This window comes from Microvirga pudoricolor, from assembly GCF_016892705.1.
In the GTDB taxonomy this organism is placed as follows: domain Bacteria; phylum Pseudomonadota; class Alphaproteobacteria; order Rhizobiales; family Beijerinckiaceae; genus Microvirga; species Microvirga pudoricolor.
The window spans coordinates 420,276-437,556 of the sequence record NZ_JAFEMB010000002.1; the positions used below are offsets into that span (position 1 = coordinate 420,276).

At 63.8% G+C, this 17,281-nt stretch carries 17 protein-coding genes and 1 tRNA gene; 13 read left to right on the forward strand and 5 right to left on the reverse strand.

The annotated features are described in order from the left end of the window. Complete coding sequence (locus tag ILT42_RS10920; protein ID WP_204215623.1) at nt 1-1,641, forward strand: ABC transporter ATP-binding protein; 1,641 nt, start codon at nt 1-3, stop codon at nt 1,639-1,641. A gap of 36 nt (nt 1,642-1,677) precedes the next feature. Beyond that, the gene (ligD, locus tag ILT42_RS10925; RefSeq protein ID WP_204215624.1) at nt 1,678-3,255 is read left to right on the forward strand and encodes a non-homologous end-joining DNA ligase; all 1,578 of its coding nucleotides are present in this window, start codon (nt 1,678-1,680) and stop codon (nt 3,253-3,255) included. Between the two features lie 76 nt (nt 3,256-3,331). Here the strand turns inward: ligD and ILT42_RS10930 are convergent, their stop codons facing one another. Beyond that, nucleotides 3,332-3,967, reverse strand: a complete 636-nt coding sequence (locus ILT42_RS10930; protein WP_204215625.1) for a glutathione S-transferase family protein — start codon at nt 3,965-3,967, stop codon at nt 3,332-3,334. A gap of 118 nt (nt 3,968-4,085) precedes the next feature. On the opposite strand from ILT42_RS10930, the gene ILT42_RS10935 reads away from it, so the two are divergent. The 6 genes from ILT42_RS10935 to ILT42_RS10960 all read left to right on the forward strand — a co-directional run bounded on the left by ILT42_RS10935 (nt 4,086) and on the right by ILT42_RS10960 (nt 8,541). Further along, on the forward strand, nt 4,086-4,907 hold the full coding sequence (locus ILT42_RS10935) for a polyphosphate kinase 2 family protein (RefSeq protein WP_204215626.1): 822 nt from the start codon (nt 4,086-4,088) through the stop codon (nt 4,905-4,907). A 76-nt stretch (nt 4,908-4,983) separates the two neighbouring features. After that, on the forward strand, nt 4,984-5,829 hold the full coding sequence (locus ILT42_RS10940; RefSeq protein ID WP_204215627.1) for a universal stress protein: 846 nt from the start codon (nt 4,984-4,986) through the stop codon (nt 5,827-5,829). Between the two features lie 14 nt (nt 5,830-5,843). Next, a complete protein-coding gene (locus tag ILT42_RS10945) occupies nt 5,844-6,776 on the forward strand; it encodes an SMP-30/gluconolactonase/LRE family protein (protein WP_204215628.1) in 933 nt (310 codons plus the stop codon). Nucleotides 6,777-6,900: 124 nt separating this feature from the next. Then, the gene (locus tag ILT42_RS10950) at nt 6,901-7,833 is read left to right on the forward strand and encodes a DMT family transporter (protein WP_204215629.1); all 933 of its coding nucleotides are present in this window, start codon (nt 6,901-6,903) and stop codon (nt 7,831-7,833) included. Between the two features lie 64 nt (nt 7,834-7,897). Further along, nucleotides 7,898-8,119, forward strand: a complete 222-nt coding sequence (locus ILT42_RS10955) for a hypothetical protein (protein WP_204215630.1) — start codon at nt 7,898-7,900, stop codon at nt 8,117-8,119. A 116-nt stretch (nt 8,120-8,235) separates the two neighbouring features. Next, complete coding sequence (locus tag ILT42_RS10960) at nt 8,236-8,541, forward strand: hypothetical protein (RefSeq protein WP_204215631.1); 306 nt, start codon at nt 8,236-8,238, stop codon at nt 8,539-8,541. Here the strand turns inward: ILT42_RS10960 and ILT42_RS10965 are convergent. Together ILT42_RS10965 and ILT42_RS10970 are read right to left on the reverse strand one after the other, a co-directional pair. Beyond that, the gene (locus ILT42_RS10965; protein WP_204215632.1) at nt 8,538-8,681 is read right to left on the reverse strand and encodes a hypothetical protein; all 144 of its coding nucleotides are present in this window, start codon (nt 8,679-8,681) and stop codon (nt 8,538-8,540) included. The genes ILT42_RS10960 and ILT42_RS10965 overlap by 4 nt on opposite strands. A gap of 120 nt (nt 8,682-8,801) precedes the next feature. Beyond that, nucleotides 8,802-9,884 (reverse strand): zinc-binding metallopeptidase family protein, encoded by a 1,083-nt coding sequence (locus tag ILT42_RS10970; protein WP_204215633.1) that lies wholly within the window; start codon nt 9,882-9,884, stop codon nt 8,802-8,804. Nucleotides 9,885-10,222: 338 nt separating this feature from the next. Here ILT42_RS10970 and ILT42_RS10975 point away from each other — a divergent pair, with 338 nt between their 5' ends. From ILT42_RS10975 to ILT42_RS10995, 5 genes are all read left to right on the forward strand, one after another. Further along, the gene (locus ILT42_RS10975) at nt 10,223-10,444 is read left to right on the forward strand and encodes a hypothetical protein (protein ID WP_204215634.1); all 222 of its coding nucleotides are present in this window, start codon (nt 10,223-10,225) and stop codon (nt 10,442-10,444) included. 96 nt (nt 10,445-10,540) lie between these two features. Further along, nucleotides 10,541-10,795, forward strand: coding sequence for a hypothetical protein (locus ILT42_RS10980; protein ID WP_204215635.1), 255 nt, complete (start codon nt 10,541-10,543; stop codon nt 10,793-10,795). Between the two features lie 614 nt (nt 10,796-11,409). After that, nucleotides 11,410-11,799 (forward strand): hypothetical protein, encoded by a 390-nt coding sequence (locus tag ILT42_RS10985; protein WP_204215636.1) that lies wholly within the window; start codon nt 11,410-11,412, stop codon nt 11,797-11,799. A 435-nt stretch (nt 11,800-12,234) separates the two neighbouring features. Further along, on the forward strand, nt 12,235-13,782 hold the full coding sequence (locus ILT42_RS10990; RefSeq protein WP_204215637.1) for a calcium-binding protein: 1,548 nt from the start codon (nt 12,235-12,237) through the stop codon (nt 13,780-13,782). 84 nt (nt 13,783-13,866) lie between these two features. Further along, complete coding sequence (locus ILT42_RS10995) at nt 13,867-14,553, forward strand: nitrogen regulation protein NR(II) (protein WP_204215638.1); 687 nt, start codon at nt 13,867-13,869, stop codon at nt 14,551-14,553. 116 nt (nt 14,554-14,669) lie between these two features. Here the strand turns inward: ILT42_RS10995 and ILT42_RS11000 are convergent. Both ILT42_RS11000 and ILT42_RS11005 read right to left on the reverse strand, forming a co-directional pair. Beyond that, nucleotides 14,670-14,745 (reverse strand) — tRNA-Lys (locus ILT42_RS11000). A gap of 391 nt (nt 14,746-15,136) precedes the next feature. Next, entirely contained in the window at nt 15,137-16,696 is a 1,560-nt protein-coding gene (locus ILT42_RS11005; protein WP_204215639.1) for a 2-isopropylmalate synthase, read from the reverse strand. Nucleotides 16,697-17,281 lie beyond the last annotated feature (585 nt).

Sequence of the window (17,281 nt, forward strand, 5' to 3'; positions counted from 1 at the left end):
ATGACGCAACCTGTTCTCGCGGTTCGCAACCTGAACGTCCGCTTCCGCACGGGCGACGGCATCCTGCATGCCGTGAAGGGCATCGACCTCGACATCAATCCCGGCGAGACCGTCGCCATCGTGGGCGAATCCGGCTCCGGCAAGAGCCAGACCATGATGTCCGTCATGGGGCTGCTCGCCTCCAACGGCTGGGCCGAGGGCTCGGTGAAGTACCGGGGCGACGAGCTTATCGGACTGCCGCCCGCGAAGCTCAACGATTATCGCGGCTCCAAGCTCACCATGATCTTCCAGGAGCCGATGACCTCGCTGGATCCCCTCTACCGGATCGGCCACCAGCTCGCCCTGCCGTTGACGACCCATGGGGGCATGAGCAAGTCTGCCGCCCGCAAACGGGCCATCGAGCTCCTGGAGCTGGTGCGCATTCCCGACCCGCAGCGGCGCATCGATTCCTACCCGCATGAAATGTCCGGCGGCCAGCGCCAGCGGGTCATGATCGCGATGGCGCTTGCCAACAACCCCGACGTTCTCATCGCCGACGAGCCCACCACGGCCCTCGACGTGACCGTGCAGGCCCAGATCCTGGAATTGCTGGCCGATCTCCAGAAGCGGCTCGGCATGTCCATCGTGTTCATTACCCACGATCTCGGCGTGGTGCGCCGCTTCGCGGACCGCACCTATGTGATGAAGACCGGCGAGGTGGTGGAGAGCGGCGAGACCGAAGCCCTGTTCTCGGCGCCCAAGCATCCCTACACCAAAATGCTCATCGACGCCGAGCCGCGTGGCCGCAAGGAGCCGCCCCCGGCAGATGCACGTGTGGTGCTGGATGCCCGCAACGTCGAGGTCACCTTCAACACCAAGGGCGGCTTGTTCGGGGGTGTAAAGCATACCTTGAAGGCGGTGGACGGCGTCAGCCTGTCGGTCCGGGCCGGCGAGACCGTGGGCGTGGTGGGTGAATCCGGCTCGGGCAAGTCGACGCTCGGCCGCGCCATCCTGCGCCTGCTTCCGGCGAGCGGCCATGTGCGGTTCGAGGACCGCAACCTCATGCCCCTCGACCGCTCGGCCATGCGCCCCTTGCGGCGTCACCTGCAGCTCGTCTTCCAGGATCCCTTCGGGTCGCTCTCGCCCCGCATGACGGCGGGCGAGATCGTCACCGAGGGATTGCTGGTGCACGACCCCAGCATCTCCCGCAAGGACCGCGACCGCCGCGCCGCCCAGGCTTTCGAGGAGGTTCGCCTCAACCCGTCCTGGCGCAACCGCTTCCCGCACGAATTCTCGGGCGGCCAGCGCCAGCGCATCGCCATCGCCCGCGCCATGATCCTGCACCCCAAGCTCGTGGTGCTGGACGAGCCCACATCGGCCCTGGACCGCTCGGTGCAGAAGGAGATCGTGGACCTGCTCCGCGACCTCCAGAAGGCCCATGGACTCGCTTATGTGTTCATCAGCCATGACCTGGCGGTGGTGCGGGCGCTGTCGGACGAGATCATGGTCATGAAATCCGGCCGGGTCGTCGAGCGGGGCACGGCGGAGGAGATCTTCCACCACCCCCGGGAGACCTACACCCGCGACCTGATCGCCGCCGCCTTCCTCAACGCCGACCCGGACGAGGCCCCCGGCACTCGCCACGCGCCGCTCGCCTCCTGAGGAACAAGCCGCCCGGACGTGGATTGATTCCGCGTCATGGCAAAGCTCGCGACCTATCGCGCCAAGCGCGACTTCACCAAGACCTCGGAGCCGAAGGGTACAGCGCCCCGCCGGTCCGGGGCATCGTTCGTGGTGCAGAAGCACGACGCCTCCCGCCTGCATTACGATTTCCGGCTCGAGCTGGACGGCGTGCTCAAAAGCTGGGCCGTCGCCAAAGGCCCTAGCCTCGTGCCCGGCGACAAGCGCCTCGCGGTCGAGGTCGAGGACCACCCGGTTTCCTACGGCGACTTCGAGGGCACGATTCCCGAAGGCCAGTATGGCGGAGGAACGGTCCTGCTCTGGGACCGGGGCACCTGGGAACCGGAGGGCGACCCGGCCGAGGGGCTGGAGAAGGGCCGCCTCACTTTCTCGCTCTCCGGCGAGAAGCTGAAGGGCGTTTGGCATCTCGTGCGCATGAAGCCGCGCCCCCGCGAGAAGCAGCCGTCATGGCTTCTGATCAAATCCGAGGACCGGTATGCCCGAAGCGCGGACAATCCCGACATCCTCGAGGAGGCACCCCTGTCGGTGAAAACCGGCCGGGATCTCGACGGCATCCGGGGCACGCCGAAGACGGCAGCCAAGACCCCTGCGCGGAAATCCGCCGCGAAGGTCGCGTCGAGAAAGTCCCCTCCGGAACCTGCGGCGAATAAGGCTCCAACGAAGCCCGCTGTGAAGGCCCCCCCTTCCGTGGACGTGGCCGGCATCGCCCTCACCCATCCGGACCGGGTTCTATGGGAGGATCAAGGCCTCACGAAGCGGGATCTGGCCGAGTTCTATGTGAGCATCGCCGATTGGCTTCTGCCTCACGTCATCAACCGCCCGCTCACCCTGGTGCGCTGCCCGTCTGGGACGGGCAAATCCTGTTTCGTGCAGCGTCATTCCTGGGCTGGGCTATCGGACGCGATCCAGCGCAAGACGTTCAAGACCGGGGGCGAGACGGAAGAGGTTCTCCATGTGAAGGATATCCAGGGGATCGTTGCCTTGGTCCAGGCGGGCGTTCTGGAAATGCATGTGTGGGGATCGAAGGCCGACGACATCGACCGGCCCGACCGTCTGATCTTCGACTTGGATCCCGGCGAGGGGGTCGGCTGGACGCAGGTGGTCCAAGCTGCCCTGAGCGTGCGCGAGCGCTTGCGGTCCCTGGGCCTGGAGAGCTTCGTGAAGGTGACGGGCGGCAAAGGCCTTCATGTGATCGTGCCGCTGACGCCCAAGGCCCCATGGAAGGACGCCCTCGACTTCACCCGCACGCTTGCGGAAGCCATGGCGGCGGACGAGCCCGATCGCTACACGACCACCTCGGTCAAAGCGGAGCGCGAAGGCCGGATCTTCATCGACTACCTGCGCAACAATCGGGAGGCCTCCGCTGTGGGAGCCTATTCGACGCGGGCCCGCGAGGGAGCGCCCGTGTCGGTGCCGGTCGGCTGGGACGAGTTGACGGACCGGCTGAAACCCAACGGCTTCACGGTCCGAAATCTGGACCGGCGTTTAAAGGTTCTGCGCAGCGACCCGTGGGCGGATCTGGAAAGGGTCGAACAGGTGCTGCCGAAACCGACAAGGCGGGCTGGGAGCCGATAGGGCTTGGGGACGGGGTCCTGTGAGGGAACGCGGGACCCAGGCTTCCGGCGGGTTCACGCAGCCCGAGACATCCGCTCTAGAACACTGGCGCCTGAATGCCTTCTGCTTCGAGAGCGGCCTGGACGGCCGGCCGCGTCAGGACGCGGTCGGCAAGCGCCTTGAGATTGGGCACCTCCCGGGCCGGACGCGGCATGAAGCGGCTCCAGCGCATCAGCATGAACAGGAACGGATCCGCGGCCGAATAGGTATCGCCGAGAAGCCACGGCTTTTCCCCAAGCTGTCCGGAAATGAGGTCGAACATGCGGTCGAGGCGTTCGCCGGCCTTCCGCTTCACGCTCGGCACCGCGCTGTCGTCGTCGGCATGCTGGTCCGGATAGAACCATGCCCGGAACTCCGCCTGCGGGGTGTTCGACAGGTGGATCATCCACTTGTAGAACTCCGCTCTTTGCGGGCTGCCCACCGTCGGCGCGAGCCCCGCTTCCGGAAACTTGTCGATGAGATGGAGCACGATGGCAGCGGTCTCAAACAGAACGAGATCGCCATCGACGAGCACCGGTATGCGACCGTTCGGGTTGAGCCGCCGGTATTCCTCGCTGTGCTGCTGGTCCTTCGCCCGATCCACATAGCGAAGCTCGAAATCCGCACCGATCTCCCGCAGGATGATGTGAGGGAGAAGGCTTGCATTGCCGGGATGATAATAGAGCGACAGCATGGGAATCCTCGGATTTCAGCCGCTCGTAAGCCAGGACAGGCGCCCCTGTAAAGCTTGACCGGGTCTCCCCTTTCGTCGAAGCGGCCCTATTGTTCTGCTCCTGACCGGAGGGCACCGCATGATCGACGCGAAGGACCTGATCGAACGCTACCGCATCGAGCCGGGGAGCCGACCCCGCATCAAGGATCGGGACACCCGCGACGAAAAGCTCTTCACCGACGAGAAGGCCACGAAAGGCGAGACGAAGGAGATCGCCAAGGACATCAACCATTGTCAGGACGCACTCTACGCCGAGGGGAAACGCGCGCTCCTGGTGATTCTGCAGGGCACCGATACGTCCGGCAAGGACGGGACGATCCAGGCGGTGTTCGGCTATACGAGCCCGCTCGGCGTGCAGGTCACGGCTTTCAAGAAGCCGAGCGAGGATGAACTCGCGCATGACTACCTCTGGCGCGTGCACGGCTGCTGCCCCAAGCGCGGCTTCATCGGCGTGTTCAACCGCTCGCATTATGAGGATGTGCTCGTCACAAAGGTCCACGGCCTGGTGGACGACGATGTGGTCGAACAGCGCTACAAGCAGATCAACGATTTCGAGCGGATGCTCACGGAAAACGGCACGAGGGTGCTCAAGTTCATGCTGCACATCTCGAAGGCCGAGCAGAAGGAAAGGCTCCAGGCCCGCCTCGACGAGGCCGACAAGAACTGGAAGTTCAACCCCAGCGACCTGGAGGACCGCAAGCACTGGGACGCGTTCGAAGACGCCTACGAGTCCATGCTGCGCCATTGCTCGACCGACTGGGCGCCCTGGCATGTGATTCCCGCCGACCGGAAATGGGTTCGCAACGCCGCCATCGCGGCCATCGTCCGGGCGACCCTGGAAGACATGGCGCCCGCCTATCCGGCCGTGAGTTGGGACCCGAAGTCGATCAAATTCGAGTAATCGTCCCTGGCCCCAAGGACGCAAGCTTGGCCTTTTGTCGGGTGATGGCTTGATTGGAAGGCGGATGAGGACGACAATGACGGGTATGAAGAATATCCTCGTCCCCATCGAAGATCACGGCGTCGTCGAGCCCATCCTCGAGACGGCGCTCATGCTGGGTCAAGCTTTCGGAAGCTACATCGAAGGCATCGCCATCACGTCGGATTACCCGGTCGTGCTGCCGGTCGACATCGCCATTGGCGTCCCCTCGCCGTATTCGCCCGAGAACCGGGCCGACATGGCCCGGGCCTGCCAGGAGCGGTTCGAGTCCTACATGGTGACCCGGAACGTGCCCAGGGCCTCCTCCCACACGCCGGGCTTCGGGTTCAACTGGCGTCAGAACGAGATGGTGGAGGATACCTTCCTGGGCGGCTACGGCCGCGTCTTCGATGTGACCGTGGTCGGTCGGCCGGACGGCGCGACGGGACACACGCGGCTGTCGACCGTGGAATCGGCCCTGTTCGAAACCGGACATCCCGTCATCGTGGCGCCTCCGTCGCGTCCGGGCACGATCGGCACCACGATCGTCATCGCGTGGAACCGCAGCACCGAAACGGCCCGCTCCGTCCAGGGCGCCATGCCGCTCCTGGCGCGGGCCAGCCGCATCGTGGTTCTCGAGCTGGAGGGTTGGGGGTCGTCGGGCCCGTCCGGGTCGGAACTGGCCAGGGCGCTGCGGATGCACGGCATGAACGCCGAGACCCTGATCGCCCACGACCCGTCCAACCGGCCTGGCGAGGCCATCCTGTCCGAGGCCTCCGCCCTGGGCTGCGACCTGCTGATCAAGGGCGCCTACACGCAAAGCCGCCTGCGCCAAATGTTCTTCGGCGGGGCCACGAGCCACATCCTGGCCCATACCACGATCCCGGTTCTGCTGGCCCATTAGCGGTGGATGCAATCATGACGCCCCATGCCGACACGATCCGGGATCCCGCCCTCGTGCTCGAAGAGAGCTTCCGCAGGCTCGTAAATGGTACTGCCCGCCTCGAAAAGGTGGCGACGGGGTTCCGGTGGGCCGAAGGACCGGCCTATTTTCCGGCCTCCCGCACGCTGGTCTGGAGCGACATCCCGAACGACCGGATGATGCGCTACGACGAGGTGTCCGAGACGGTGCACGTGTTCCGGTCGCCCTCCCACTTCTCGAACGGCAACACGATCGACCGGCAGGGGCGGCTGGTGACGTGCGAGCATGGTGAGCGGCGGGTCACCCGCACGGAACATGACGGGTCCATCACGGTTCTGGCAAGCCACCACCAGGGCAAGCGCCTCAACAGCCCCAACGACGCCGTGGTGCGCCACGACGGATCGATCTGGTTCACGGACCCGGCCTACGGGATCGATTCGGACTACGAGGGCCATAAGGGCGAGAGCGAGATCGGCGCCTGCCACGTCTATCGGATCGATCCCGGAACGGGCGACGTCACGGTGGCGGCGAACGACTTCGTGCGCCCCAACGGCATCGGGTTCTCGCCGGACGGCAACCGCCTTTACGTGGCCGATACGGGTGCCAGCCACGCCCCGGACGGCCCCAGGCACATTCGGGTCTTCGATGTGAGCGAGGACGGGCGCCTGAGCGGCGGCGACGTCTTCGCGACATGCTACAATGGGATGTTCGACGGGTTTCGCCTCGATGAGGACGGCCGGGTCTGGACCAGCGCCGGCGATGGGGTCCACTGCTATGACCCGGACGGCACCCTGATCGGCAAGGTCCTTGTGCCGGAAGTCGTGGCCAACGTGGTGTTCGGCGGGCCACGGCGCAACCGCCTCTATATCTGCGCGACCACGTCCCTCTACTCCATTCTCCTGTCGGTGAAAGGCGCCAAGACCTTCTAGCCCGGCGGAGCCATCGGGACCGCGCGAGCAGGCGCGACGGTCCCTTGCGTCCAACGGACAGGTTGTGCGTGCGAACCGATTGGATCATGTAGGGCGCGATTGTCAGACTTGGCCCGAGCCCATCATGTCCGCCCCGACCGTGACCCATACCACGAAGAACCCGGCCTTGCCCTCGGCCGCCCTCCTAGGCATCGGTCTGATGCTTCTGGGCACCTTCATGTTTGCCCTGAACGACGCGATGGGCAAATGGCTCGTCGGCACTTATTCGGTGGGTCAGGTGCTCCTCCTGCGCAGCATCGCGGCCCTCGCGGTGCTGCTGCCGATCATGTGGCACCGGAAGGCGTCCTTCCGGATCCCGTCCAAGCCGGGCCTGCATTTCCTGCGAATCGTGTTCTCGACCATGGAGGTGGCGTGCTTCTACTGGGCCGTCACCTACCTGCCCCTGGCGGACGTGATGACGTTCTACCTGGCAGGTCCGATCTACGTGGCGGCCATCGCCTATTTCTGGCTCGGGGAGCGCCTGGACAGAACCCGGATCGCGGTCATCACGGTCGGGTTCATCGGTGTGCTCATCACCCTGAGGCCCTCGGGCGCGACCCTGACCCTCCCCGCCCTCGTCGCCCTGACAGGTGGCCTGCTCTACGCCCTGCTCATGATCGCGACACGGAAACTGAAGGATACTCCCGACACGACCCTCGTTCTCTGGCAGACCCTGGGCGCCCTGTTCATGGGAGCGGTCTCCGTGCCGTTCGGCTGGGTGACGCCCGGCGCGGTCGACTTGGCCGGGCTGTTCCTGCTCGGCATCGTGGCGATGACGGCCCATATCTGCGTCAATCGCTCCCTCAAGCTCGCTCCGGCCTCCGTGGTGGCGCCGTATCAGTACACCCTGATCGTCTGGGCCATCGTGCTCGGGTATCTGGCCTTCGGCGACATCGTCGGGTTTTGGACGCTGATCGGCGCGGCGGTGATCTGCGCGGCCGGCATTGCCCTCATGTTCCTGGAGCACCGGGCCAGTCGCAAGGCCGACATCGACCCCCCGGTTCTTCCCGAAGCGTGATCGTCAGGCCTCGACTTTTGGTAAGCACGGCATAGGTTCCCCAAAGTTAAGCTTGGAGGACTCGATGCGGATTTCAGCTCTCGCGGCGGCAGCCCTGATCACGGCGGGACTGTCTGCCTGCAGTCAGGGTCCTGCACCGGGCGTTTTTCCCGCAACCGACATCGCCCCTCCACCGTCCTTGAGCGGCACGGTGCGGGCGCCCAGCGCCCCGGCGGTCGCGGCGCGTCCCGCGCGCACCGGCACGGCCCCACAGCCCCGCCGGCCGCTCGAGGTTCCTCGCCGGTGAGTTCGGCACCCCGCGTTTTTGTGAAGTCCGCCGGGGCTGAAAGGCGGGCCCATCGCATTGCTTTACCCAAGGGAAGAATGCGACTCCTCGGCCCTGGAATCAAACCTGAGGTCGACATGAAAACCGCGTTCTTCGCCTGCCTGACGATCGCCGCCCTGACGGCGGGGCCCGCCTTCAGCGCGGATGCCGTGCAGGAGGAGACCCTGGACGCGTTCCGCTCGCAGGCTCATTCCGAGCAGCGAACCTATTACCGGGAGCATCGGCTTCGGGCCTACAGCGCAAGCCGTGCGGGACTTGAGCAGGGTGCGACCTGCGTAACCGAGAAGCTGGTGTGCTGGATCGCCGAACCTCTGTCGAGCGGCGATGCCTGCTCTTGCGCGAGTCGCCGCTTCGGCACCCTTCAGGGTCTGGTGGGAGGCTAGCCCCTCGGCGTCTGGTTGGTGCAGCTTTTCGTGCCTTCGAACTTCGGCATGTTGATGTTGAAATCGCCGCACTTGTCGCAGGCCGCGACCGTCAACGTGATGGCGATGGCGCCCATGACCCGGATCGCGCGTTTCAACATGCTGGCCCCTTGCCCGTTCCGGGCGCTTTCCACATGGGGACCGGTATAAAGGGTTTCCGGTCCGGACGGAACCGGGGTCGTCGCTCACCCCGGCGATGCCTGCCGGGATGGTTGACGCCCTCAGGCAGCCCGCGTCGCCGTCTCCGGGATACGGTCGTGGACCAGGTCGTTGATGAAGCCGAGTTTTCGGATCATGGCGGGTGAAAGCACGAACGGGTAGAGATCCGCGATCCCCATGCAGCGATTGATCCCGTTGAGCGCGAAGGTCATGGGCAGCCACGTGTCGACCAGAACGTCGATCGATTGATGCTCGTACGGGTCGAACGTGACCCTCGCGGTCAGAAGCCCCGATTGATCGAGGTCCGGCCGAACGTCGACATTGAACGCGCGGGCCATTTCCAGGGTGTCGACGATATGGAGATAATGGGCCCAGGTCTCCGCGAAATCCTCCCAGGGATGGGTGGCCGCATAGGCGGTGACGTAGTTCTCCTGCCAGTTTGGCGGCGGACCCATCCTGTAATGCTTCTGCAACGACTCGCCATAGTCCACCCTGTCATCGCCGAAGATCGCCCTGCAGGCTTCGAGCCTGCCGCCATCGCGTACGAGCCGGTCCCAATAATAGTGCCCGACCTCGTGGCGGAAATGCCCGAGCAGGGTGCGGTAGGGCTCGCCCATCGCGGTTCGCCGCCGCTCCCGTTCGGCGTCGTCGGCTTCGACGAGGGCGATGGTGATCAGGCCCTCGTCGTGGCCGGTCATGACCTTCGGGCCTGACTCGGGGGGTGGATCGGCGGGAAAATCGAAAACCAGGCCGTTTTCCTCTGATTCCTGCCGGGTCAGAAGCGGCAGGCGGAGGCGCAGGAGCGTGTAGAACAACCGGTGCTTGGCCGCCTCCATCTTCTGCCAGGCGAGCCCATTCTCAGGCTGCGACAGGTTCGGAACGATCCTGTTGTGGCGGCAGGCGAGGCAGAAGAGGTCGTGCGATTCTGCCGGAACGAGCCAATTGCAAACGTCCGCCTCCGCGTTGCTGCAGAACCGGTAGAGAGGTCGGGGATCCGCCATCGCCTCGAAACCGTGATCGCGTGGCGTGAGAGCCGAGAGTTCGCTCCGGTCCGGCAGGTAACCCAAACCGAAACCGCAGCGCTCGCATCGCCTGTTCTCGAAATAGAGAAGCTGGCCGCAATTCTGGCATTGGAACAGTTTCATGGCGCTGCGGGGTGAATGCGGTGATGGTTGGGTCGCCCACCAACACGGCCATGCCAGTTTTGTTCCGTCCCGTTGCCGCGCGCGATAGCTCGGCAGCCCAGGAACAGGAGAGGGTCTCTCAACCGAAGGTCAAGGATGACAAGACGTGACCACTTTTAGGCTGCATCGCAAGGGGCAAAGACCCGTCCAGCAGCCGAAGACAAGCGAGATTCCCGCAAGACCCCCTCTGTTCGGAGGGCGCGCCATTCCCCAGGGTAAGTTACACCATCCATGCAGGGCCTCGCCTGGGCACTTGCGGCACATCTTGGCCTCCAGAACAGCAGGCAGGGAGCATGGGGATGACGGACGACGAAATCGAAGCGGTCGCATCAGCGTTCTATGCCGTCGAGCATGAAGCCGGGAACTGGCAGCGCGCGCCCGAAATGCTGAAGGAGGCTTTCCGCATGGAGGCTCGCGTCGCCATCGCGGCCTGCAATGAGCATTATCTCGGGGCGCAATCCGAGACGTTCGATCAGCACTGGCAGGTTCCGGCCTCCGCAGGTTCCCGCTACCTGCATTAACCCTATCCGATTTTCATCCCGGAGGAGCGTCGTTTTCCTTACCACCGCCACGGAGCGCCGTTAAAGGATGCGGTCGGCAGCGGGGATGAGGACGCGATGGCGGCGAACGGGATGTGGCTGGTCAATGACAGGACGAAGGACCGAATCCTTCTGGCTCGATACTATCCGGGCTCGGGATGGGTTCCCCATATCGACTTCGAGGCTCATCTCGTCGAGGCTTTCCAGGCGGACCATGGCCACCGTCTCTTCCGGCCGGCTCCAGAGGGCTCGACGGACTGGCGCATCGAGTACGACAGCGCTTCCCTTCCGGTACAGGAACCCCAGCCTCTGCTGAAACGACGGGCTCTCTGAGGCGCCGGCATCGGACAAACGTTAACCATACCTCATGATTTCCGGGCCTTGAGCCGGTTGTCCTGGTGCGTGGCGTCGGGATCGGGCGCATGCTGGCTTCTCTGGGCTGGCGCGCATCCCGCCGGCAGGTTTGGCCACCCTCGCCCGGCTCGGGCTCAGAGCCAGACGTGCGCCGGCCTAGGGGCCGTCCTCCCCGGCTTTTTTGGGATTTTCCATGGAAAAGGTGGGGCCGCTGTCTCCAACGGCCCCCAGTAAGAAGCGTCGCCATGGCACGACTGCGGCGGGGGCGACAGCGTGGAGGCGGCTCCGTCGCATCCGCGAGGGAGGCACCGTGGCGGATGGTCCGTCACAGGGCTTTCCGCGGGAAGCAGGCCGCGATCGGCGGCCACATCCTCAATAGCGCATCGCTCACGTCCCACCGCATTCCCATTCGGGTCAGGCGAGCTATGGACATGAGCTAAAGCTTTTTCTCATAAACCCCTTTCAGGCTAACCAGCTTTTTGAGATGGGCCGCCGAAGGGGCATGGCCTGCCCGTTTGGCGCCCGACTTAGGTCCGGAAGACCACGACCCCAAAGTCGCCGCACTTCCGGCCAATCGTGGCGGGATGGACCAATTGATCTCCGACTATGCCCCCCTTGCGATCGTGGCCGTCCTGGCCCTGTGTGTTTTGTGGGTGGTGATACGCATTCTCGGCGCGCTCTTCCGGCGCCGGCCGGAGCGTCAGGATCCCCCCATGGAGGCGGCGACCATCGCCCCCTCCCGTCAGGAGCCTCGGCTCGTCGCCGAGGCCGCCCCGGTCTCGGCGGCGCGCCCCGATGCAGCCGATCTGCGGAACCTGCAGGAGAGCATCGACCGCCTCGCGCAACAGGTATCCCTGTTGGAACGGCGCTTGGGTGAGCGTTTCCCCGATCCGGGAGCGCTCCCGGGGGAAGCGATCACGAGCAGCCGATCGAGCCGCGAAGCTTCCCCTGAGGCACCCATCATCCCTGGGGACAGGGTTTGAGGTACCGACCACGCCAATCCTCCAGGATGCGAAAAGGGTAGCTTGGCATTTGCAACCTGAGGTGAAATGACGGGATGCCTCGGGCCCTACATCGAATGACATCATAAGATAATTTTTGGTGTCTCGACGATCGAGTCCATAATGAGTTCCTGTCGCCGAAAGAGCCATTCCGTAAACATCTAGCATTCATTCTCGACTATAACTTTTACTTTAACTCACTATACAGATCAGTAAGAAACTTGTCCTGAAGTTATCTGACAATATATCGGATAAGTATGTCAGCCGATAGTTCATTTACAATAAGTTGCGGCGCGAATATACTTCAAAATATACATTGTTATACTTTTCACATTTTTGTGAAAAGGAATTTGGTTGTATTTCCGAACTGATACGGCGTCCTAGGATTGAAGTAGTTCATTCAATCTGGAGTAGATTATGAGTCTGCTTGGTGATCTCCTTGGCATCGTCGACGACGCACTCCCGCTCGGCCCTGTCCTCGACCCGACCCTCGGCACCGTCGTCGATACGGTCGATGACCTTCTGCCCGTCACGGACGACCTTCTGCGAACCCTGGGAAGCATTCTGACGCCCGGAAGCGGCGTCGATCTGGTTGAGGGCCTCCTGACCACGGTCAACGACCTGATCCCGCTCGATCCGACGGGTCAGGACCGCATCATCATCGATGCCGGTCAGGTTCTGTACGTCGACGCCAACGGGAATCAGTCGCTCCTGAACATCGACGCGACGCTGCTCGGCCTGGATCCGGCGGTGCTCACGGCCGGCCTGCACATTCTGCGCGGATCGAACCTCCTGGACGTGCAGATCGGCTCTCCTCTGCTCGCCAACCTCATCAGCGGCGGTGACGGCGATGATACGCAGACTGGCGGCGGCGGAGACGACACGATTGGCGGCGGCGGCGGCAACGATACGATCGATGGCGGCGACGGCAACGACATGATCTCCGGCGATGCCGGCAACGACACCATCAACGGCGGCGGCGGCAACGACATCATCGCCGGCGGCGACGGGGACGACAGCCTCTCAGGCGGGTTGGGCAACGACATTATCGGAGGAGGAGCCGGCAACGACACGCTCAACGGCGATGACGGAAACGACCTCCTGGCTGGCGGCGACGGCAACGACATCCTCAACGGAGGTCCGGGCAACGACACCCTCGACGGCGGGACCGGTGCCGATACGATGACCGGCGGCACGGGTGACGACGTCTACTTCGTCGACAACCCAGGCGACCTGGTGCTTGAGGCGCCTAACGCCGGAAACGACAGCGTCTATTCGTCCATCGACTATACGCTGACGGCCAATGTCGAAAACCTTTACCTCACCGGCGGAGCCTATCAAGGATCCGGCAACGCGCTCAACAACGTGATCTACGGCACGGCCACGAACAACCTCATCTACGGCTATGGAGGGAACGACACGATCAATGGCTTTGCGGGCAACGACCGGATCTATGGCGGCGCCGGCAATGACAGCGTCGTCGGCGGCGACGGCCAGGACATTCTTTTCGGAGACAGCGGAAGAGACATCATCAAGGGCGGCGCCGGAAACGACCGTCTCTACGGGGGAAGCAACAACGACTCGATCTATGGCGGAGCGGGCAACGACTTCCTCTATGGCGGCACAGGACAAGACAACCTGTTCGGCGGCGCCGGGCGCGACCACTTTGTATTCAACACACAACCGACGGGCTCTAACGTCGATCGTATCCGAGACTTCAAGCTCGAGGACTCGATCTACTTGGAGAACGCGATCTTCCGTGGCCTTGGCGCACGAGGTTTCATGGATGCCGAAAGCTTCTGGATCGGCACGGCCGCTCACGACGCGTCGGATCGCATTATCTACGATAGTCAGGCCGGACGCCTCTATTACGACGAGGACGGCACCGGGGCCGCGGGCCAAGTGCTTTTTGCCACGCTGTCCAAGAATCTCGCTCTGACCAACAAGGACTTCTACATCCTCTAACAGACCGGGCGCCCCTCCCAAGGGGCGCCCTTTTCACAGATTTCCTTACGCGCGAACGTTCAAGAGGCAGGGGCACTCCGACGCATGTGGATCGTCGCCGAACCGTTCCCGGCGAGAAGGACGTCAGGTGGTGGCATGATGGATGAAGAGATCGAGGTCATTGCGCGCGCGTTCTATGAGACGGGCGATGACGCCAGGGGCTGGGACCGGGAACCCGAGACCATCAAGTGCCTCTTTCGGGAGAAAGCCTCCGCGGCCATCCTCGAAATCGATCGCGTTCCGGTCGACGACACCGCGAGGCTGTCCTTTCTACCGGTGAACTCTTGCTACAGCCATGTGTTCGACGGCAGCGTACCGTCATCGGTTGACCCACATGTGCCAGCCATCGTGCCACGTCGTCAGTGGGCAACGAATGCTGCACCATCCGGCTTCATGGCGGTCGTGTCAGGACGGAGCATTGTGTTCGAGTTTGCCGACCAAGGGTTTCACCGCTGGGTCGGAAGACGTCGGCTGATCGGGCGTAGCGCCGTCGAAGCCTTGCCCGAGTGGCGATCCGAGGGACTGATTGAATTGATCTCAAAAGCATTCCGCACGGGTCGGACTTTGACCGTGCGCGGCCTCCCCGTCGTCTGTCGCTTGCCGGTCCAAGGAACGCGTCGCGACACGCGTGTCGACGTCGTCTGCACCCCTGTGCGCGGCTTCGACAACGCGTTGATCGGCGTCATGATCGAGGGTCGTGAAATCGAAAGCGCGGGCCTGCCGCTGCAGTAAATTGCCGGCGCACCGCAGAACAGCCCATCGTTTGCCGAAGCAAGCACGGCCGTATCGCGGCCGCCTCCACGACGAAACCGCTCTACTTCCGAAACCACCGAAATCTTTGGAAAGATTGGTGGGCGCACTAGGGCTCGAACCTAGGACCCGCTGATTAAGAGTCAGCTGCTCTACCAACTGAGCTATGCGCCCATCGCCCTGAGGCGAGGCCCCAAGGGATGTTCCCCTGAGGTGGCGTGCATTTAACAAACCGATTTGGTTCTGTCCACCCTCGGGGCAGAATTTTTGTCGATTTTAGGAGTGTGTCGTTCACCGGCCCCGCACGCATCTCCGGTGGTGAAGCTGCGTGCCGGCACGCGCTCGTTTCACGGTCGGTGATGGCATGCCTTCACGTGCACGATGGCGCCTCACGGGACAGGCCCCGCCGGGAGACGTGCCGTCGATCTTCGACAATACGGCTACCGTCGTTCACCGGATGCTCTTAGGACTTTATGCCTTAGTGCTGCGGCCGAGGCGATTGATATGTCACCCGGCGTCCCGCTCTCACGGGAGGCCGGATGATCGTTGGGTCAAGGGTGCGCCGTCACTCCGCCGCATGCTGCGCGTGAAGTCTTGCGCCCCGGCTCATCAGCTTGTTCAGGGCCCCGAGATAGGCCTGGGCCGAGGCCACGAGGGTATCGGGATCGGCCGCACGGGAGGTGACACTGCGATCGTCCGCCGAGAGGCGGACGGAGACCTCGGCCTGGGCGTCCGTGCCCTCGGTCACCGCATGGACCTGATAGAGCTCCAGCACTGCCTCGTGGGGCACCAGCGCCTTGATGGCGTTGAAGGTGGCGTCCACCGGACCGTTGCCCTCCTGCTCCTCGATCACGACCTTGTCGTCGACCTGCAGGCGCATGGTGGCGCGCTGCGGGCCGCGCGTGCCGGCCACGATGGACAGAGAGATCAGCTTGATGCGATCATTGGCCATGGCGATGTTCTGATCGACGAGGGCCTCGATATCCTCGTCGTAGACATGCTTCTTGCGGTCGGCCAATTCCTTGAAGCGCACGAAGGCGTCCTCGAATTGGTTATCGCCCAGCTCATACCCCATGTCTTTCAGCTTGCTGCGGAAGGCGGCGCGGCCGGAATGCTTGCCCATGACCAGGGACGTCTTGGACACACCTACCGATTCCGGAGTCATGATCTCATAGGTCTGGGCGTGCTTGAGCATGCCGTCCTGGTGGATGCCGCTCTCGTGGGCGAAGGCGTTCCGGCCCACGATGGCCTTATTGTACTGCACCGGGAACGAGGTCGCGGCGGAGGCCATCTTCGACGCGCGCGTCAGCATCGCGGCCTCGATCCCGGTCTCGTACGGCAACACGTCGCCGCGCGTCTTGATCGCCATCACGATCTCTTCCAAGGCGGCATTGCCGGCGCGCTCGCCGATGCCGTTGAGCGTGCATTCGATCTGCCGGGCGCCGCCCTCCAGGGCCGCCAGGGAGTTTGCGACGGCCAAGCCCAAGTCGTTGTGGCAATGGGCCGAGAAGACCGCCTTGTCGGCGTTCGGCACGCGCTCGCGCACGGCCCTGAACATGGCGCGGTATTCGTCGGGCGTGGCGTAGCCGACCGTGTCGGGCAGGTTGATCGTGGTCGCGCCGGCCTTGATGGCCGCCTCGACGCAGCGGCAGAGATAGTCGATGGGCGTGCGGGTGGCGTCCATGGCCGACCACTCGATGTCCTCGATCAGGTTACGGGCCTGAGCGACCGTGGCCGTGATGATCTCGATCACCTGGTCCTCGGTCTTGCGCATCTGGTGCTCGAGGTGGATCGGCGAGGTGGACACGAAGGTATGGATCCGGGGCCGCGCCGCGTGCTTCACGGCCTCCCCGGCCCGGGCAATGTCGGCCGAGATGGCGCGGGCGAGGCCCGCCACCACGGAATTCTTCACCCTCTGGGCGATGAGGGACACGGCCTCGAAATCGCCGTTCGATGCAATCGGGAAGCCTGCTTCGATGATATCGACCCCCATGGTGTCCAGCATGGAGGCGACCTCCAGCTTCTCCTCCAGGGTCATGGTCGCGCCGGGGCATTGCTCGCCGTCGCGCAGGGTGGTGTCGAAGATCAATACGCGGTCTTTGGCCGAACCGGTGGAAACGCTCATCTCAAAAGTCCTTCTTGGGGCAGCGCGTCATTCTGTTAGCGCGTCAGGTCAGTTCCGTTAGCGAACCCCTGAGAGCCCAGGCACGAAAGCCCAGCCGACCCTCAGGGGCAGCTAAGGAGAAGGAGACCAAGGAGGCGAGCGCTGTCGGCCGCAGAAGCGGTCCCGATCTTTCCAGCGCTGGTCGAGCCGATGAACATCGCGGCCCCGTCCTCCGAAAGCATCGCCAAAGCGGATGCGAAAGCTGCTTGTACTGGGAGTTCAGCCGCAAGGCAACCCGATGGGCCTTCGTCAAAAGACGAAGAAACGCCCGCGGCAATCAAGAACACATTCCCATGAAAAAGAAACTGAGTTACATATTAATCGAGGGGCGAAAGCAGCAGCGCCGGGCCAGCGGCGCGACCGGGCAGGATAGGCTTACCCGGCTGTGGCGACAGCCTCGCCCTCCATCGGAGGTGACGCGATGTGGTTTCTACCCATCAGCATCACGCTTGAGGTGAAAAGGACCCGGACCGCCTGGCAAGTCGTGTTCCGGGTCCAATTGGTAGCCTAGGCAAAGGAGGGTGGGCGGAAGTCCGCCCTCCACTC

Bases quoted from the DNA above. Each gene is read 5' to 3' on its own strand.
- ILT42_RS10920 (WP_204215623.1), top strand. From the start codon at position 1: ATGACGCAACCTGTTCTCGCGGTTCGCAACCTGAACGTCCGCTTCCGC.
- ligD (WP_204215624.1), top strand. From the start codon at position 1,678: ATGGCAAAGCTCGCGACCTATCGCGCCAAGCGCGACTTCACCAAGACC.
- ILT42_RS10930 (WP_204215625.1), bottom strand. From the start codon at position 3,967: ATGCTGTCGCTCTATTATCATCCCGGCAATGCAAGCCTTCTCCCTCAC.
- ILT42_RS10935 (WP_204215626.1), top strand. From the start codon at position 4,086: ATGATCGACGCGAAGGACCTGATCGAACGCTACCGCATCGAGCCGGGG.
- ILT42_RS10940 (WP_204215627.1), top strand. From the start codon at position 4,984: ATGACGGGTATGAAGAATATCCTCGTCCCCATCGAAGATCACGGCGTC.
- ILT42_RS10945 (WP_204215628.1), top strand. From the start codon at position 5,844: ATGACGCCCCATGCCGACACGATCCGGGATCCCGCCCTCGTGCTCGAA.
- ILT42_RS10950 (WP_204215629.1), top strand. From the start codon at position 6,901: ATGTCCGCCCCGACCGTGACCCATACCACGAAGAACCCGGCCTTGCCC.
- ILT42_RS10955 (WP_204215630.1), top strand. From the start codon at position 7,898: ATGCGGATTTCAGCTCTCGCGGCGGCAGCCCTGATCACGGCGGGACTG.
- ILT42_RS10960 (WP_204215631.1), top strand. From the start codon at position 8,236: ATGAAAACCGCGTTCTTCGCCTGCCTGACGATCGCCGCCCTGACGGCG.
- ILT42_RS10965 (WP_204215632.1), bottom strand. From the start codon at position 8,681: ATGTTGAAACGCGCGATCCGGGTCATGGGCGCCATCGCCATCACGTTG.
- ILT42_RS10970 (WP_204215633.1), bottom strand. From the start codon at position 9,884: ATGAAACTGTTCCAATGCCAGAATTGCGGCCAGCTTCTCTATTTCGAG.
- ILT42_RS10975 (WP_204215634.1), top strand. From the start codon at position 10,223: ATGACGGACGACGAAATCGAAGCGGTCGCATCAGCGTTCTATGCCGTC.
- ILT42_RS10980 (WP_204215635.1), top strand. From the start codon at position 10,541: ATGGCGGCGAACGGGATGTGGCTGGTCAATGACAGGACGAAGGACCGA.
- ILT42_RS10990 (WP_204215637.1), top strand. From the start codon at position 12,235: ATGAGTCTGCTTGGTGATCTCCTTGGCATCGTCGACGACGCACTCCCG.
- ILT42_RS10995 (WP_204215638.1), top strand. From the start codon at position 13,867: ATGTGGATCGTCGCCGAACCGTTCCCGGCGAGAAGGACGTCAGGTGGT.
- ILT42_RS11005 (WP_204215639.1), bottom strand. From the start codon at position 16,696: ATGAGCGTTTCCACCGGTTCGGCCAAAGACCGCGTATTGATCTTCGAC.